12 protein-coding genes are annotated in these 16058 nt (G+C 70.9%); 6 read left to right on the top strand and 6 right to left on the bottom strand.

Features of this window, described 5'->3' with window-relative positions; genetic code table 11:
- Positions 1–45: 45 nt before the first annotated feature.
- Positions 46–1602, top strand: coding sequence for a zinc-dependent metalloprotease (locus ACQBAT_RS11320; protein ID WP_420747065.1), 1557 nt, complete (start codon positions 46–48; stop codon positions 1600–1602).
- Between the two features lie 76 nt (positions 1603–1678).
- A complete protein-coding gene (locus ACQBAT_RS11325; protein WP_420747066.1) occupies positions 1679–2443 on the top strand; it encodes a hypothetical protein in 765 nt (254 codons plus the stop codon).
- Between the two features lie 23 nt (positions 2444–2466).
- Here ACQBAT_RS11325 and ACQBAT_RS11330 read toward each other — a convergent pair whose 3' ends face one another.
- The 4 genes from ACQBAT_RS11330 to nudC all read right to left on the bottom strand — a co-directional run bounded on the left by ACQBAT_RS11330 (position 2467) and on the right by nudC (position 6330).
- Positions 2467–2835: a WhiB family transcriptional regulator gene (locus ACQBAT_RS11330; RefSeq protein WP_420747067.1), complete on the bottom strand. Its 369-nt coding sequence runs from the start codon at positions 2833–2835 to the stop codon at positions 2467–2469.
- A gap of 130 nt (positions 2836–2965) precedes the next feature.
- On the bottom strand, positions 2966–3130 hold the full coding sequence (locus ACQBAT_RS11335) for a hypothetical protein (RefSeq protein ID WP_420747068.1): 165 nt from the start codon (positions 3128–3130) through the stop codon (positions 2966–2968).
- Between the two features lie 102 nt (positions 3131–3232).
- Complete coding sequence (locus ACQBAT_RS11340; RefSeq protein WP_427197763.1) at positions 3233–5266, bottom strand: ATP-dependent DNA helicase UvrD2; 2034 nt, start codon at positions 5264–5266, stop codon at positions 3233–3235.
- Positions 5267–5361: 95 nt separating this feature from the next.
- Positions 5362–6330: an NAD(+) diphosphatase gene (gene nudC / locus ACQBAT_RS11345; RefSeq protein ID WP_420747070.1), complete on the bottom strand. Its 969-nt coding sequence runs from the start codon at positions 6328–6330 to the stop codon at positions 5362–5364.
- A 106-nt stretch (positions 6331–6436) separates the two neighbouring features.
- Here nudC and ACQBAT_RS11350 point away from each other — a divergent pair, with 106 nt between their 5' ends.
- A complete protein-coding gene (locus ACQBAT_RS11350) occupies positions 6437–7933 on the top strand; it encodes a phosphotransferase (RefSeq protein ID WP_420747071.1) in 1497 nt (498 codons plus the stop codon).
- Between the two features lie 38 nt (positions 7934–7971).
- Here ACQBAT_RS11350 and ACQBAT_RS11355 read toward each other — a convergent pair whose 3' ends face one another.
- Together ACQBAT_RS11355 and ACQBAT_RS11360 are read right to left on the bottom strand one after the other, a co-directional pair.
- Positions 7972–11304: an ATP-dependent helicase gene (locus ACQBAT_RS11355; RefSeq protein WP_420747072.1), complete on the bottom strand. Its 3333-nt coding sequence runs from the start codon at positions 11302–11304 to the stop codon at positions 7972–7974.
- Positions 11301–14507, bottom strand: coding sequence for an ATP-dependent helicase (locus ACQBAT_RS11360; protein ID WP_420747073.1), 3207 nt, complete (start codon positions 14505–14507; stop codon positions 11301–11303). Before ACQBAT_RS11360 ends, ACQBAT_RS11355 begins: the two co-directional genes overlap by 4 nt.
- Positions 14508–14585: 78 nt before the next feature.
- Between ACQBAT_RS11360 and ACQBAT_RS11365 the strand changes: the two genes are divergently transcribed.
- The 3 genes from ACQBAT_RS11365 to ACQBAT_RS11375 all read left to right on the top strand — a co-directional run bounded on the left by ACQBAT_RS11365 (position 14586) and on the right by ACQBAT_RS11375 (position 15953).
- Positions 14586–15263, top strand: a complete 678-nt coding sequence (locus ACQBAT_RS11365; protein WP_420747074.1) for a TetR/AcrR family transcriptional regulator — start codon at positions 14586–14588, stop codon at positions 15261–15263.
- A gap of 56 nt (positions 15264–15319) precedes the next feature.
- Complete coding sequence (locus tag ACQBAT_RS11370; RefSeq protein WP_420747075.1) at positions 15320–15544, top strand: DUF3107 domain-containing protein; 225 nt, start codon at positions 15320–15322, stop codon at positions 15542–15544.
- A gap of 118 nt (positions 15545–15662) precedes the next feature.
- Complete coding sequence (locus ACQBAT_RS11375; RefSeq protein ID WP_420747076.1) at positions 15663–15953, top strand: GlsB/YeaQ/YmgE family stress response membrane protein; 291 nt, start codon at positions 15663–15665, stop codon at positions 15951–15953.
- Positions 15954–16058 lie beyond the last annotated feature (105 nt).

The following is a 16058-nucleotide window of genomic DNA, read 5'->3' on the forward strand; positions in this document are numbered from 1 at the left end:
GCTGGAGACGACCGGGTCCCGCCCCGGTCACGAGAGGAGTAGCACGTGAACGACCAGCACCGGCCCGAGGACCCTGACGACCACCAGGACGGAACTCCTCCCTCAGGGATGGGATTTCGCGGACCTGGGGACCAGTCCGCCCACCCGCCGGCAGCAGGCTCGGATCCGCTGGAGGCCCTCTTCGGGGGGCCCGTACCCCCCCAGATGCGCGAGGCTCTCGACGCCATGGGTCTGGGCGATCTGGACCCGGCCCAGGTCGGCCAGTTGCGCAGCCAGATGGAGATGCTGATGGGTGGGGGCGCAGGTGACGACGGTCCCGTGAACACCGAGTTGGCGCACGACATCGCCCGCCAAGTCGTGGCCCAAGCAGGCGACGCCTCGATCTCCGCAACGACCAGCCGCGACGTCGAACAGGTGGTGCAGGTGGCCACGCTGTGGCTGGATGCGGTCACCGACCTGCCGCGCCCCGAGGGTCAGGCTCGGGCGCTCAGCCGGGCGGAGTGGGTTGAGCTCACCTTGCCGGTGTGGACCCGACTGACTGCTCCGGTTGCCGACGGCCTGCAGGCAGCGCTCGGCTCGGCGATGCAGCAGCAGTTGGGCCAGCTGGGTGAGGACGGAGCGCCCTCCATCCCCGGTCTGCCCCCGGGGATGAACCCGGCGGCACTCATGGGCCAGATGGAGCCGATGGTGCGCCGTATGAGTGCCAGTATGTTCGGAGGCCAGGTGGGCCAGGCGGTGGGCACGCTGGCCGGTGAGACGCTGTCGGGCACCGAGGTCGGGATCCCCCTGCTGGGTGATGAGTCCGTGACGATCCTGCCGGCCAATGTCAAGGAGTTCGCCGACGGGCTGGAGGTGGACCCCGGTGAGGTCCACCTGTACCTCGCCGTCCGGGAGGCCGCACGGGTCCGACTCTTCGCCGGTACTCCCTGGCTGGGGCCTCAGCTCCTCGCTGCCGTCGAGGCCTACGCCCGCGACATCACCATCAACACCGACGGGATCGAGGAAGCGGTGCGCAGCGTCGACCCGCAGGACGCCGAAGCGATGCAGGAGGCGCTCGGCGGCAGCCTGTTCGCGCCCGACCCGAGCCCTGCGCAGCAGGCTGCGCTCGCACGCCTGGAGACGCTGCTAGCGCTGGTCGAGGGGTGGGTGGACGTCGTGACGGCGCGCGCCACCACCCCTCACCTCCCGCATGCCGAGGCCCTGTCCGAGGCGGTGCGACGTCGTCGGGCCACCGGTGGACCGGCCGAGAAGACCTTCGCTTCCCTGGTCGGACTGGAACTGCGTCCGCGACGGCTGCGCGATGCCGCCAACCTCTTCGCCGCGCTCGAGGAGGCGAAGGGACACAGCGGTCGTGACCAGGCGTGGGGGCACCCGGACATCGCGCCCACCGCGGCTGATCTGGATGACCCCCTGGGGTATGCCGGACGCCGGGATGAGGACTCCGCCGACCCGGAGCTGACCATCACCGATGACGACATCGAGCGGCTGCTGAGCGGTGAACCCCCTGCGGGCAGCGCTGCGCCCGAGGGCGACAGCGGCCAGGGCGAAGACAGCGACGACGGCAGCGAAGAGGACAGCGACGACGCGCCTGGCGAGAGGTGACCCCCGGCCCAGGCGCGTCGTCGGTGCCTGTGGACAAACAGGGTCCCTGCCCCGGCTCGGGTGCGACGCTGGAGCGGTGAGCAGATCTGAACACAGCTTCGGCCGGTGGCATGGGCCCGCGGTGCGGGAGGCCGCTGAGCAGGTCATGGTGGCCCGCCCCGGTGGCCACCACCAGGTCGGTGTCGGACCCGGCTCGATGGTGGTGACCGAACCCGGATCCGATGTGGTCAGCACCGGGGCGATCGCGGCCGCGTTGGTGCGGCCACCGGCCCCGCCCGCACGACCGTCACCACCCTGCCTGGTCCGCGGCGTGGGTGAGGTGGCGAGCGCTCTGCGGCAGTCCCTGGGATCTCCGGCCGGCACGCAGGAGCCGTCCACACGCTGCCAGAACCAGGAGCCTGGGCTCACGATCCTGGTGCACCAGCACGTCCTGCCCCTGGAGGTGGGCACCGAGCAGGCTCGGGAGATGAGGACCACCCTGCCGATCGTGGTCCAGGAACGCCGGGTGGTGATCGGGCCGCTGGTCCGTCGGGAGACCGGACCGTGCCTGCACTGCCTGGACAGGCATCGCGCCGACCGCGATCCCGCGTGGCCGGACATCGCCACCTGGTGGGGTCATCCGGTGCAGCAGGCCGAACCGGTGGTGCTACCACGAGTGGTCAAGGACGCTGCCGTGAGCGTGGCCGCCTTGGTCGCACACGCCTGGTGCTCCGGGGGCGAGGTGACGGCTGGCCTCTCGCACGAGGTGGGACCGGGAACCCCCCAGGTGGTCACCCGTCGGTGGCACCGACACCCGGGTTGCGGCTGGCATCAGCCGCAACCCGGGTCGCGGTCGGGGTGATTCGGTGGTGAGCAGGGCTCGCCTCAGGCGGCCTCCACCTCGGTCTTCCGCGGACGTCCGCGAGGCCTCTTGCGCGGGACGACCACCCCCTGGAGCAGGAGCTGGCCACCCCAGACTCCCCAGGGCTCTCGCCGTTCCAGAGCACCAGCCAAGCACTGCTCCACCAGCGGGCAACCAAGGCAGAGCTCCTTGGCGCGCTCGACGTCATCGGGCAGTTCGGCGAACCACAAGTCCGCGTCGTGGTCGCGGCAGGGCAGCGCCGCCCGCCGGCCGTGGGCTTCGGTGGTCACTGCGTCGCCGTGCGTGCTGAGCGCGGTGTGCACGTCAGGTCCTTCCTCGTGCTGTCGGTACTGCTGCTGATGGGGTTCTCGGTGTGGGGCGGTGATCGTCATACCGGTGCCTCCTACGTGCGGTCGGAGCGGATCCGCACAGCCACCGCTGCGATCTGACCGGAAGGGCCGAACAGCAGAAAGGCCGCGGATCCTCAGACGAGGATTCGCGGCCTGGGCCGGTAGGAAAGACCTACTCGGGCCGGGCGACGAAGACGTCCAGGACGGGGGCGGGGGTCGGAGCGGCGGCAAAGGACGCGCTCAGACGCGGGCGCAGCTCGACCCCGAAGATGGGCAGGGCGGCACCACGCACGCGACCAACGGACGCGTTCGCGCCGGTGACGATCATCTTCTCCATGGTGTTCACCCTCCTTTCCGAGCTGCGCGACCCCAGGACCGCGGACGGTCGTGGGCTGGACATGGACACTGTATGCCCGTCCCCCACCGATCGGCAACGCATTTATTTCGTCTTGTGCGCCGACGTCGAACGCCACTCCCGGAGCAGGTCAAGTACTGCAGGTCCGTACAGCTCCATTTTGCGGGACCCGACCCCTGAGATCCCCTGGAGCGCATCGGCATCCATCGGCATCGTCTCGGCGATCGTGGTGAGGGTGGCATCGGTGAAGACCACGAACGCCGGGACCTTGGCCTCGTGGGCCACGGTGCGACGCCACTCACGCAGTGCCTCGAAGACCGCCTCGTCATAGGTCGGCGGGCACGCGGAGCACCGCCCCGTCTTGCGTTCAGCAGCCGCTTGCAGCACTGTCCCGCAGGTCCGACACACCCGGGGCGCAGCCGACCCGGACCGGGAGCGGCGGCCCCGCCGACTCTTCGTCGGTCCCGCCGTCGAGACCGCGCCGCCACCCAGGACCGACGCCCCAGCGGCGAGGAATCGCGAGACGGAGCGGGCGGCCCTTCCGCCCGGATTTCGGGCGGTGGCCCAACTCAGCCAGAGCTGACGCCGAGCACGGGTGATGCCGACGTAGAGCAGGCGACGCTCCTCCTCGACGCGTTCGGGGGTATCCGCGAGGGTGATGGGCAGCAGTCCCTCGCTGCATCCGATGATGAGCACCGCGTCCCACTCCAGCCCCTTGGCGGCGTGCAGGGAGGCCAGCGTGATGCCCTCCACGGTGGGTGCGTGCTGCTCGGCGGCCCGACGGTCCAACTCAGCGACCAGCTCGGCCACCCGCGCGCTGGGGGTGGTGCGCGCGATGTCGTCGGCCAGGAGCGCGAGCGCCTGCAGGCTCTCCCAGCGTTCGCGGGTGGCCCCGGCCCCCGCTGGCGGCTCAGGAGCCCACCCGGCGCCCGCGAGGACTCCGCGAACCACCTCGCCGAGCGGTTGGGAACCGTCGTCCGAACGCACTGCTCCGCGGAGCAGCAACAGGGCCGAGCGCACCTCGGCACGGGAGAAGAAGCGTTCTCCCCCACGCACGAGTAGGTAGGGGATGCCAGCCCGCGCCAAAGCGGATTCGAGCACCTCGGACTGGCTATTGGTCCGATAGAGCACCGCAATCTCGCTGGCCGGGGTCCCTTCGGCCAGCATCGACGAGACCGTGCTCGCGACCCCGTCGGCCTCGGCCTCGTCGTCACCGAAGGCGATCAGGGTCGGGGATGGCCCCGGAGCCGAGCCGGCGACCAGCTTGACCGCTCCGGGTCCCGCCTCCGCGAGCACGAGGTTGGCGAGCTGGATGACCTGGGGACTGCTCCGGTAGTTGCGGATGAGGCGCACGGTGCGTGCCTCAGGGTGGCGTGCGGTGAAGCCCAGGAGGTGGTCAGCAGAAGCTCCGGTGAAGGAATAGATGGACTGCGCGGGGTCGCCCACCACACAGAGGTCGGCACGCTCCCCCACCCACAGGTCGAGCAAGGTCTGCTGGAGCGGGTTGACGTCCTGATACTCGTCGACGACGAAGTGCCGGTACTGCCCCTGGATCTGGGCGAGGATCCGGGGGTGCTCGTCCAGCATGCCGGCGGTGAGAAGAAGCACGTCCTCGAAGTCGATGACATGCCGTTCGGAGCAGACCTCGCCGTAGACCTCCATCAACCGGGACGTCGCGGTCGCGTCCAAGCCCGCCGGTGTCCGCACCTCCCGACGCGCGACCGGCACGTAGCTGGCCGGCGTGAGGAGGCTGACCTTGGCCCATTCGATCTCCGCCGCCACATCGCGCAATCCGGCGCGGTCGAGTCGCAGACCCAGTCGACCCGCCGCCTCGGCCACTGCTGGCACCTTCTGGGCGATGACGTCCGGCGGTGCTCCCCCCACTGCCTGTGGCCAGAAGAACTGCAGCTGGCGCAGGGCGGCGGCGTGGAAGGTGCGAGCGGCCACCGCTGGCACCCCCAGCCCGCGCAACCGGGTCCTCATCTCCCCGGCAGCCCTGCTGGTGAAAGTGACCGCGAGGACGCGTGCCGGATGGTAGGTCCCGGTCCCCACCCCATAGGCGATGCGGTGGGTGATCGCGCGCGTCTTGCCCGTGCCGGCTCCGGCCAGCACCACCATCGGACCGCTGGGGTGCTCCGCGACCTGACGCTGCTCAGGATCAAGGCGATCCAAGATCTGGTCTGGCGAGAGCTGGACCAGCGTGGGCTGACCGCTCACCGGACACCGCCAGCCGATGGCTGCTCCAGATCGTCGAGCCGGTCGCCAAACCACTCCTCGATGAGCCGACGGGCGATCGAGGTCCGGCTCGGCAGGGTCAACTCGCCGTTGGCCATGCCCTGCTCCAGCTGCTCGCGGGTGAACCAGTCGGCACAGCGCAACTCCTCCGGATCCGGAGCGAGGTCCGTGGTGGTCGCGGTGGCTCGGAACCCCAGCATCAGCGACGCGGGGAAGGGCCACGGCTGGTTGCCGCGGTACTGCAGGTCGGTGATCTCGATGCCCACCTCCTCGCGGACCTCACGCACCACGGCAGCCTCCATCGACTCCCCCGCCTCCACGAAGCCCGCCAGCACGGAAACCCTCCCGTCGGGCCACGGGATTCCAGTGCCGAGCAAGATGCGGTCCTGCCGGTCGATGACAGCCATGATCACGGCCGGGTCGGTGCGGGGATAGTGCTCGCTGCCGTCCTTCGGGCACCGTCGCACCCAGCCGCCGTGCGTGACCTCGGTGCGGGCGCCACAGCGCGGGCAGTGCTGGTGGCGGCCGTGCCACCCCGCCAGCGCCGTGGCTGTGGTCAGCAACCCGGCCTGAAGATCGTCCAGCTCGGCGCCGACGTCGCGCAGGGAACGCCATACGAGCGCCCCCTCCTCCTCCACACTGTCGGCATCCGCCTCTGCCGGCCCGGGACCGACCGTTTCGTCGATGGCCAGATAGGCCCTGGTGCCATCACGCCCCAGGAACCACGGCTGAGCGGCTGCGTCCATGGCACGCGGCGCACGTAATGCCAACCGCACCACCTCGCCGCGGGTGATGGGCGCCCGCCCATCCCGCAGAACCAGCACCCTCGTCTCCTGGGACTCCAGGGCCCGGGTGAGTGTCGATCGATCCGCGCGCTCGTGCCCGGACCGGTCCACGGACGTCCGCGACAGGGCCAGATCAAGCAGCGTCTCATCGGTAGGACTCACCTGGCCACTGTAGGTCCCGGGTCCGACGAGTCCCAGACGCCGTCAGCGGACGTGCCGGGCCCACCTCCCGGGCTGGGGGCCGGGCACCGCATACGGTGGAACAGTGATGCGCAACCTGGCCCTGGCCGCCCTCGCCAGTGCCGCCGTGCCCGGAATGAAGCCGGTGTCGGTGGCTGGTATCCGCGACGACGAGCACGAAGACATGGGGGTGCAGAAGGCTGTCGTCGAGGACGCCACCGGGCGGCGCTGGGTCGTGCACGCCCCGCTGGATCCGGCCTCAGGCGCCCGGTTGCGTCAGCACGAGGACTTGGTCCGCCAGCTCGCACGACACGTCCCTTTCAAGGTGCCTGCGGCCGTGGGGTATGCCGACCTCGGCCGCAACGGCCAGGCAGCGGTGTATCCGCACGTCGACGGCACTGCCCTGGACTTCTCACGCCTGCCCGCCGGGCCGGGATTGGCCAGCGCGGTGGGGCGCGCCCTGGCTGCAGTGCACAACATCGCACGTGAGGTCTTCGAGGAGCAGGACGTGCCGACGTTCGATGCCGCTGCCTGCCGGCAGCGCGCCATCGCGGAGGTGGACCGCGCGGCCGAGACCGGGCGGGTGCCGACCGGACTCCTGGCGCGGTGGGAGGAGGCCTTCGAAGCGGCGCCGCTGTGGCAGTTCGCGACTGTGCCGGTGCATGGCAGTTTCACCGGATCCAGCCTGCTGGTGGTCTTCGGCGACGAGGCAGACGCGGGCAGTGGTCGGGTGGTTGCCGTCACGGGGTGGGAGGACGCCGCCGTGGCCGACCCCGCCGTGGACCTCGCGGAGCTCTACGCCGAAGCGAGCCCCCGCGCCTGGGAGGCGGTCCTCGACAGTTACTCCTTGGCACGCGCGCATCGTCCCGACCCGTACCTGCACGCGCGGGCCCGGCTGATCGCCGAGACCCGCGTCCTCAGCGGCCTGGCCCGCGCTTCGTCCGAGGGAGATGAGGAGTCGGCCCGGCGGATCGTGGAGGGCTTGCGCCGGATGGATCGGCTCACGGAGGAGGATGACTCGCTGGTTCCGGTGACCGCGAGGGTCCGTGGCGCGCTGGCCGCTGCGCCAGTCGCGACCTCCTCGTTCGCTGAGCAGCTCGGGGATGACCAGTTCGTCGAGGCCGACGAGGAGGCTGGGGACATCGAGGATGTGGACATCGAGGCTGCGGACATCGAGGCTGCGGACGTCGACGACAGTGATGACGTCGCCCATGATCACGACGTCGTAGAAGACCTCGACCACGACCTCGAGGACACCGGCCACGAGGATGCTGATCTCCACCTCGGTGCGGTTGAGGCTCAGGAGGAACAGGTCCCGGCCCACGAGGACGAGGCCGCGGAGATCTACGCAGAGCCCGGCGACGAGGACCGCACGATCGAGGTGCCGGTCGTGTCACTCGAGGTGGAGACGGATGAGTCCGAGGTGCAGACGGTTGAGTCCGAGGTGCAGACGGTTGAGTCCGAGGTGGACACGGCCGACTCGGTGGAGAGCGCCGACCCCGAAGCGGCGGACGACTTCCTCGACGACGAGGAGCGCCTGCACGAGCTGTACGGCATGCCGGATCCCGATCCCGATCGAGGGTGAAGCTGGCTCCAGGAGAAGTTCCTGATCAGAAACCCTCGTCAGCCGGGCTCTGGTGGTTTCGCCGCGGCGAGACGGGCCATCAGGTCCTCCAGGTCCGCCTCATCCACGAGCGTGGGCCGAACGGTCTCCCCCGTGGCTGCGTGGAAGAAAGCTGCCCGCACCTCATCCACTGATCGCCCGGTCAGTCGTGCATAGGCAACCCGGTAGATCCCCAGCTGAAGAGAGCGGACGCGCTGCTGATCGCGGGAGCCCGGACGTCCGGTCTTCCAGTCCACGATCGTCACGCCGCCATCCGGGTCCTCGAAGACGGCATCGATCCGGCCACGCACGCTGCGCCCCGCGATCGAGGTCTCCACGGGGATCTCGACGTCCACGGGGGACCTGTTGGCCCATTCGCTGTCCAGGAAGTTGCGTTGCAGAAGCGTCAGGTCCTGGCCGGGGCCCCCGTCGCTGGGTAGGGCGAACAACTCGTCCATCTCCACCAGGGCCGGTGCCGCGTAGTGATGCTCGATCCAGGCATGGAAGGCCGAGCCCAGCCGGGCCTGCGGGGCTGGTGGCCGCGGCAACGGCCGACGCAGCCCAGCCCGGAAGCGCGCCGGGTCGTCCGCGAGTTCCACCACCGTCGATGTGGACAGATGAGCGGGTAGGTCAGGGGACGTGAGGCGGGCGCGCTCGGCCCGCTCCGCCAGCAGCACCCGCACGAGGTCGGCCCAGCGCCGAGCCATCGGGTGTCCGTCACGCTCGGCCTGTGCGGCGCCGTCCTGACCCGCCGGGGCGGGGGTAGCCAGAAGGGCAGTGACCAGGTCGCGAGCCACGACGCGTCGCCCGCCAGGCTCGAGCGGCCAGGGCATCACCGTCTCCTCCAGGAGCCTGGGGTTCTGCAACTGCTCCGCATCGTCTGGATCCGGCATCGGTGCCCAGCCCTGCACCTGCGCGTGCGCATCGGTGGCGGAGCGGGCCTCCTCAAGGAAACGGGAGGTGACCCGTGGGGTCTTCCCGGTGGACCACACGGGCGCGGTGAGCAACATGCGGTGGCGTGCTCGTGTGAACGCCACATAGGCGAGGCGTCGTTCTTCAGCGATCGCGAACGCGCCACCGTCCAACGCCAGCTGTGCCAGGCGGTCGTCGAGATCGTGGGTGTCGGGTACGGACAGCCAGGGCAGGTCAGGACGGCCTTGCCGGTCTCCGCGCAGGGGCGTGGGCAGGCGGCCGATGCCCGAGAGCCAGCCGCGGTCGCGCGGCGGCCCGATGCTCCAGCCGCCGTCCGTGGCAGTCGCCCTGACCGTGATCGAGGGGAATGTTCCCTCCACCAGACCGGGGATCGCGACCAGGTCCCACTCCAGGCCTTTGGCCGCGTGCACGGTCAGGACCTGGACGGCCGCGGCATCCACACTGATCTCGGCGAGTTCAGGCACCTCGGTCGCCTCAAGGCCTCGTTCGTGCTCACGGGCCGCATCCAGCCACTGCAGGAAGGCGCCGAGGGAGACTCGTGCCGCTCCGGCGGCGAAGGTCGAGGCCACCTCGACCAGGGCATCGAGCTGAGCACGGCCCCAGCTCGGGTGGAGATCCGGGTCGGCCGCGACCTCCAGGTCGACACCGATCAGTCGCTCGGCCTCGAGCACGAGGTCCGGGAGGGGAAGCCCCGTCAGGCCCCGCAACCGGGCGATCACGCCACCGAGCCAGGTGAGTCGCGACCTGGCCTCCTCGGTCAGCGGGTGAGCAACACCGTCCCGCCATCCGGGTGGGGGCAGCAGATCGATCGCCTCGGCGAGGACAGCCGCGTGTTCCCGACCAGCCGCGCGCGCGTCCCGACCCGCCAGGGAGCGCGCCCACGCCCAGAGGACATCGATATCCGCCGGCCCCACGCGGCACAGCGGACCGGTGAGCACCCGCATCGCCTGATCCCCACGGGTGGGTTCCTGGGTCAGCCACAGGACCGCCACCAGGTCCAGGATCTCGGGGGTGTCCAGCAGCCCGCCGAGACCGACGACCTCGACCGGCAGCCCGCGCCGTCGCAGCGCATCCACCACAGTGGGGAACTGTGATCGGGCGCGGCACAACACAGCCGCAGAGCGACCCTCGGGGCGGCCCCAGTGCTCAGCGATCCAGCCTGCGACCTCCTCAGCCTCCGTGACGTGATCACCGAACCTCGCTACCTCCACGGACCCCGCACCAGCTCCGGGCCGGGCATCGAGCGTGCGCACCGGGATCTCGGTGACCTCCTGCAGCGGCCCCGCCACCGCGTTGGCCGCAGCCAGGATTCGCTCATCGTTGCGCCATGACGTGCTCAGGTGCAGCACGTCGGCCGACCGGTCGGCCACGGCAAACTCGCGGGGGAACCGGCTCAAGGTGGTGGCGCTAGCTCCTCGCCAGCCGTAGATGGACTGATGCGGGTCGCCCACGGCGGTGATCGCGAGGTCCGCCCCGCCGAAGAGGGAGGTCATCAGCACCATTTGGGCCTCGGACGTGTCCTGAAACTCATCTAGGAGCACGGCGCGGTAGCGCACCTGCTCGGCGGCCGCCACCTGCGGCACGTCGCGGGCCAGGGTGGCTGCGAGCGCCATCTGGTCCCCGAAGTCCAGCGCGCCCTGCTCGGCCTTGGCCCGACGATAGGCCACCACCAAGGGGGGGATCAGGCCCTGTCGCGCGAGCAGGGCCGCCGTCCGGCGCCCGGCGACCTTGGGGCGTTGACCGTCCCGACCAGGTAGCCCGCTCAACCGTTCACCAACACGGTCCAGCCAGACCGACACCTCGTCCGGGTCGACGAGGTGCTCGCTCAGCTCCCCCGAGAGGTTCAGCACCGCCCGGACCACCGTGGACTCGGCGAGGTCCATCGCGGACATGTCTGCGTCGTGCCGCAGCACCACCTCATGGGCGAGCTGCCAGCTGGCCGCCTCGGAGAGCAGTCGCGCGTCCGGCTCCACCCCCAGGCGCAGCCCGTGCTCACTGACCAGCCGTCCCGCATAGGCGTGATAGGTCGACACCGTCGGCAGATCGAAGGCCGCGTCGTCGAGGACGTCAGGATCTGCAGGGTCGCGATCTGCGGCGACCGGGACCCCCGCCTCGCGCAACGCCGAGAGCTTGTCCGCCAGCCGAGCAGCCAGCTCCATGGCCGCCTTGCGCGTGAATGTCAGGCCGAGGACGTCCTGGGGGGCCACGTGCCCGTTGGCGACCAACCAGACCACGCGAGCAGCCATCGTCTCGGTCTTACCCGACCCGGCTCCCGCCACGACGACGGTGGGGCGCAGCGGAGCCTCGATGACCGCTCGTTGCTCGGCAGTGGGCCGGTGGGTGCCCAGGAGATCGGCGAGCTCATCCGCCGACCACTGTCGGGGACTGCCGCTCCCGGTGTTGCTCTCTGCAGGACTCACCGCTGCTGCCCCTCGGGCTGGATGGGGCAGCAGAATCTCGCCGGACAGCGTCGGCACGACTGCCCCATGTCCTGCGCGGTGAAGCTATGCCCCGACATCCCCGACCCCGCCTCGGACACCATGCGGTGCGCCCACCGGGGATCATCTGCGTCGCCGATCGGGCCCTGCGACTGGGCGATCTCCTTCTCACTGCGCCCCAGGTGCACGAGGGCCGCCCCTCCGCTCCCTGACGCAGGATGTTGCTCGAAGGCGCCCTGCTCGACAGCGACCTGGTAGGCGCCGAGTTGCGCGTGCGTCCGGATCTCCTCCCGGGTGGGCTTGCTGCGGCTCGTCTTCAGGTCCGCCACGACGAGGCGGCCCGCTGGATCGCGCTCCAGTCGATCCACCTGCCCGGTCAGCAGCACGTCGCGCCCGCCGTCCTCCTCCGCCGGGACGAGAGCTCGCAGGCCCACCTCAGTCCCCAGCAGGGTTCGCCCTTCGGCACTGACGTCGGCGACGTACGCGGCATACCGGGACAGCATCTCGCGAGCCCGGGCCAGCTGCCGCTCGCTGACCCAGCTCGCCCGAAGACCGAGCTCGGGCCAGCGGCGTTCGAGCTCCTCGGCCAGGGATCCCGCATCACCGTCGGGGGCGGTTGCGACGATGTCGTGGACCAAGGTGCCGATCTCGGCGCTCGCGCTGTCCCCGTCCTCGGCGCCGTGCGTGGTGAGGAACCAGCGCAGTTGACAGTCCAGGAAGGTCTGCACCCGGGAGGGTGAGACCCGCACGGGTCCGACCGGGACCAGATCCTCGTCGGTGCTGACGGCGCGCGCGTCCCACCACAGGCGAGGGTCTGCTCCCGCGACGCCCTCCGCGGCCAGCACCCGCAGGTGGTCCACGGCAACGTCGCGCTCGTCGAAGCGAAGGTCTCGCTGACCCTGGACCGCGGCTCGGCGCAGGGTGCCGACCAGCCCCCGCAGCGTGACGGGCGCGGGCACGTCCACCGGAGGCCGGCTGCGATGATCGGGGTCGACCAGGTCGACGAAGCTGGACGGCTGCTCGTCCGTGCTCCCTACCGCCGTCACCAGGAGGGCCTCCGAGGCCCGGCTGAGAGCCACGTAGAACTGCCGCAGCTCATCGGCGCGCACCTGCGCCTGGGCAGCCCGCACCGCCTGCGGCCCGGCCACCGGATGCCCGCGAAGGGCTGCGACCAGGGTCTCGGCCCCGAGCAGACTGTCACGCAGCCGCAGATCGGGCCAGACCCCGTCCTGCACCCCGACGACGGCGACCCGACGCCACTCCCGCCCGGCCGCAGCCTGTGGCGTCAGGACCTCCACGACCTGCTCCCGCCGCGCGCCGGCGACGAGCGTGTCAGCGGCCACCTCCGCGTCGCGCAGCTGGTCGAGCAGGCTCCGGGGCCGCGCCCCAGGGAGCCGGTCGACGAAGGTCTCGGCGCGCCCGAAGAGGACGAGTACCGCATCCAGATCTCGATCCGCCCGCAGGCCGAGTGCTCCACCGGCCAAGGCCTGTGCCTCCCACACCTGGGCCAGCCCGCTAGCGTCCCACAACGCCCAGAGGATGTCCTGGGCCGTGCCCGCCCGGTCGTGTGCCTGGCGCCCAGCGTCCAGGATGCGGGCCAGCCTGGCCACCGGTGCCAACTCGGGCTCCTGTTCGGCCCCGCTGCTGCCGCGTAGCTCCGGGGCCGCCCCCGACACCAGCGCGGTCAGCACCTCGTCGACGCCGCGACCGTCGCCCTCGAGCAACTCGGTCGCGCGCAGGCGGCGCCGTAGCCGGCGCAGGGCCACCGGATCCACACCCCCGAGGGGGCTGGTCAGGAGCTGGAGCACCTCCTCCGGCGTGATCGTCAGGACGGGCGCTGCGACACCGGAGAAGGTCCCATCGTCAGCCCGGTGCTCCCTCGTCACCACGTCGAAAGCGAGGATCAGCGGAGTGGTGGCCGGTTCCTGAGCCAACGGCAGCCCGCCGCCAGGGAGGTGCACGGGCACGCCGCGCGCGGCGAACGTGCGCCGAATCACCTCCTGCTGCGCACCGGAGCGGGCGAGCACAGCCATCTGCTCCCACGGGACCTGCTCGCGCAGATGTGCCACCCGCAACCACTGGGCCACGTGCTCAGCCTCCTGGGATCTGCTGCGCGCGATTCCGACCGAGACCGGAGTCGGCGCGTCCTCGCGGGTCACACCCGGCTGCCGGTGCCCCGCCCCAGCGGCACCCACGACACCGATCCGCGAGGCCACCCTGCCCTGGACCCCAGCGAGCGCCGGACCGCCACGGTGCCGCGAGCCCAGGACCACGGTGGTGGCCTGGGCCCGCGCATCCGCCGCGAGCTCGTCGGCCAAGCTCACGAAGCGGCCGGGCACGGCGCCGCGGAAGCCGAGGACAGTGGCGTCGGGGTCACCGACCAGCACCGCATCCGCTCCCGCCGGGTGCAGGACCCTCAGCAGTCGGGCTGCCGACGCGGTGAGCTCCTGGGCGTCGTCGACGACCAGCACCTGGAGCCCCCGCTGGACGAGAGCGCGCAGATCCGGGTCGTCCTCGAGCAGGTCCGCCGCCGCCGTGCAGATCCACGCCGGGTCATACCCGCCTGGCTCGGACAAGGCGGTCACCTGGTCGTACTCCATCAGCACATCCGCCGCGGCGACCCACTCGGGGCGGCCGTGCGCGCGCCCCAGCTCCGCGAGATCGGTCGGCTCCAGCCCGTGTTCGACCGATCGCATGAGCAGATCTCTTAACTGGGCTCGGAAGCCGGCGGTCGACAGGGCCGCCCGCAGGTGCTCCGGCCAGGCCGGACCCACACCCTGCTCCCGGTGCCCATCCAGCAGTTCCTTGAGCACCACGTCCTGCTCTGCACCGGAGAGCAACCGCGGCAGCACCTCTCCGGACGCGGCTGCCGCCCGGCGGAGCACTGCGAAGGCCAGCGAGGACGGCGTCCGCGCCGCTGGCCGGGTGAAGGTGCTGCCCAGACCCGCCCCGATCCTGGTCCGGAGCCGATCGGCGCTGACCCGGGTGGGCGCCAGGACGAGGCACTGGTCCGGGCTGAGGCCGTCATCGAGGATCCGCCCCTGCACATGCCGTGTCGCGGCGGTGGTGCGTCCGGTCCCGGGTGCGCCGAGCACCACCAGGACCCCGCCCCGGTGACTGATCACCTGCGCCTGGTCGGGATCGGCGGCGGACCTCGCGCTGGAGGTCCCGGTGAGTGACGGCATACCCCCATCTCATCACCGACCACCGACACACCTGAAGCGCCCGTAGGATGCTGCCCACGCAGTGACCAGGAGGCCGCCATGACACCACCCGAGGCGACGCGACCTGACTCGGGTGGCCGGGTACGGCTGCCCCGGGACGAGCGGCGCGCGCTGCTGCTCGATGCCGCCCTGGACGCCTTCTCCCAGCAGGGCTACCACGCGACGGCGATGGATGACATCGCCGAGCGGGCCGGGGTGTCCAAACCCGTGCTCTACCAGCACTTCGACAGCAAGCTGGCGCTCTATCTCGCGATCGCGGTCCGGGTGCGTGACGAGATCGTGAGCACCATCGAGAACGCGCTGGCCTCCACGACCGACAACAGCGAGAAGATGGCCGCGACATTGGCCGCCTTCTTCGAGTTCATCGATCGGCCGCGCTCGGGCTATCCGCTGATCCTGGCCTCGGACATGGGTGGCGAACCGGCGGTGGCCCAGGTGCTCGCCGAGACCCAGCTCGGGTGCGCCGAGGCTGTCGGCCGGCTGCTCCAGGAGCAGACCGACCTCGGTCGCGAGGAGTGCGTCATGCTCGGTATGGCGTTGGTCGGCCAGGTGCAGGCCGTTGCGGTGCATTGGCTCGAGTCTGGGTCGACGATGCCACGCCAGCACGCCGTCGACCTCGTCGTGACGCTGGCCTGGCGCGGCATTGCCGCCATGCCACGGGTGGGTGTCGGCTCGGCCGCCGAGGTGGTGTCCCGCCACGGCGGGCAGGCGGGTTAGCCTCGTCTCCAACGCACCACCCAACGACGCACCCAACGACGCACCAGGAGGAAAACGTGGAGGTCCGTATCGGGATCCGCGACGTCGCCCGCGAGATCGTCTTCGAGTCTGAGTCCACCCCCGACCAGATCCGGTCGGCCGTCGCCGACGCCCTGGCTGGCGGCGCCACCCTGGAGCTCGAGGACGACAAGGGCCGCACCATCGTGGTGCCCACCTCGGCGCTGGGCTATGTCGAGATCGGCGCGCACGAGAAGGGTCGCGTGGGCTTCGGCACCCACTGACAGCCACGACAGACCCACTGACCAGCCGCGACAGCCCGAGACACCCTTGAGGGTGAGATCTGGCGTGTCGGACGCGTCATGGCGCGCGTCAGGTGCGGTTGCGGTTTAGCCTGGGGCCATGTTCTCCACGATTATCGCCGCACTCGTCGCAGGATGCATCGTCGGTCCCCTGGCCCGACTCATCCTGCCCGGTCGGCAGAACCTGACCATTCCGATGACCATCCTGCTGGGCGCCGTCGGCTCCCTGCTGGGATCCTTCCTGGGCAGCCTCTTCTTCGACTACGAGGGCGGCCTGCTCAACTTCTGGGGCCTGATCCTGGGCATCGTCGGCGCGATCATCGTCGTGCTCGCCTACGGCGCCATCACCGGCAACCGTGGCACCCGCACCGACAACCGGGTGGGTCGCTGAACTGACCCCACGTCGTCGCCGTCAACCGCGGTGACGACCCGACCGACATGGCGGCGCGTCTTCCTCACGAGGAAGGCGCGCCGCCGCGTTCGTCCCTGGACCCTT

This window comes from Ornithinimicrobium pulveris (genome assembly GCF_050261105.1).
In the GTDB taxonomy this organism is placed as follows: Bacteria; Actinomycetota; Actinomycetes; order Actinomycetales; family Dermatophilaceae; genus Ornithinicoccus.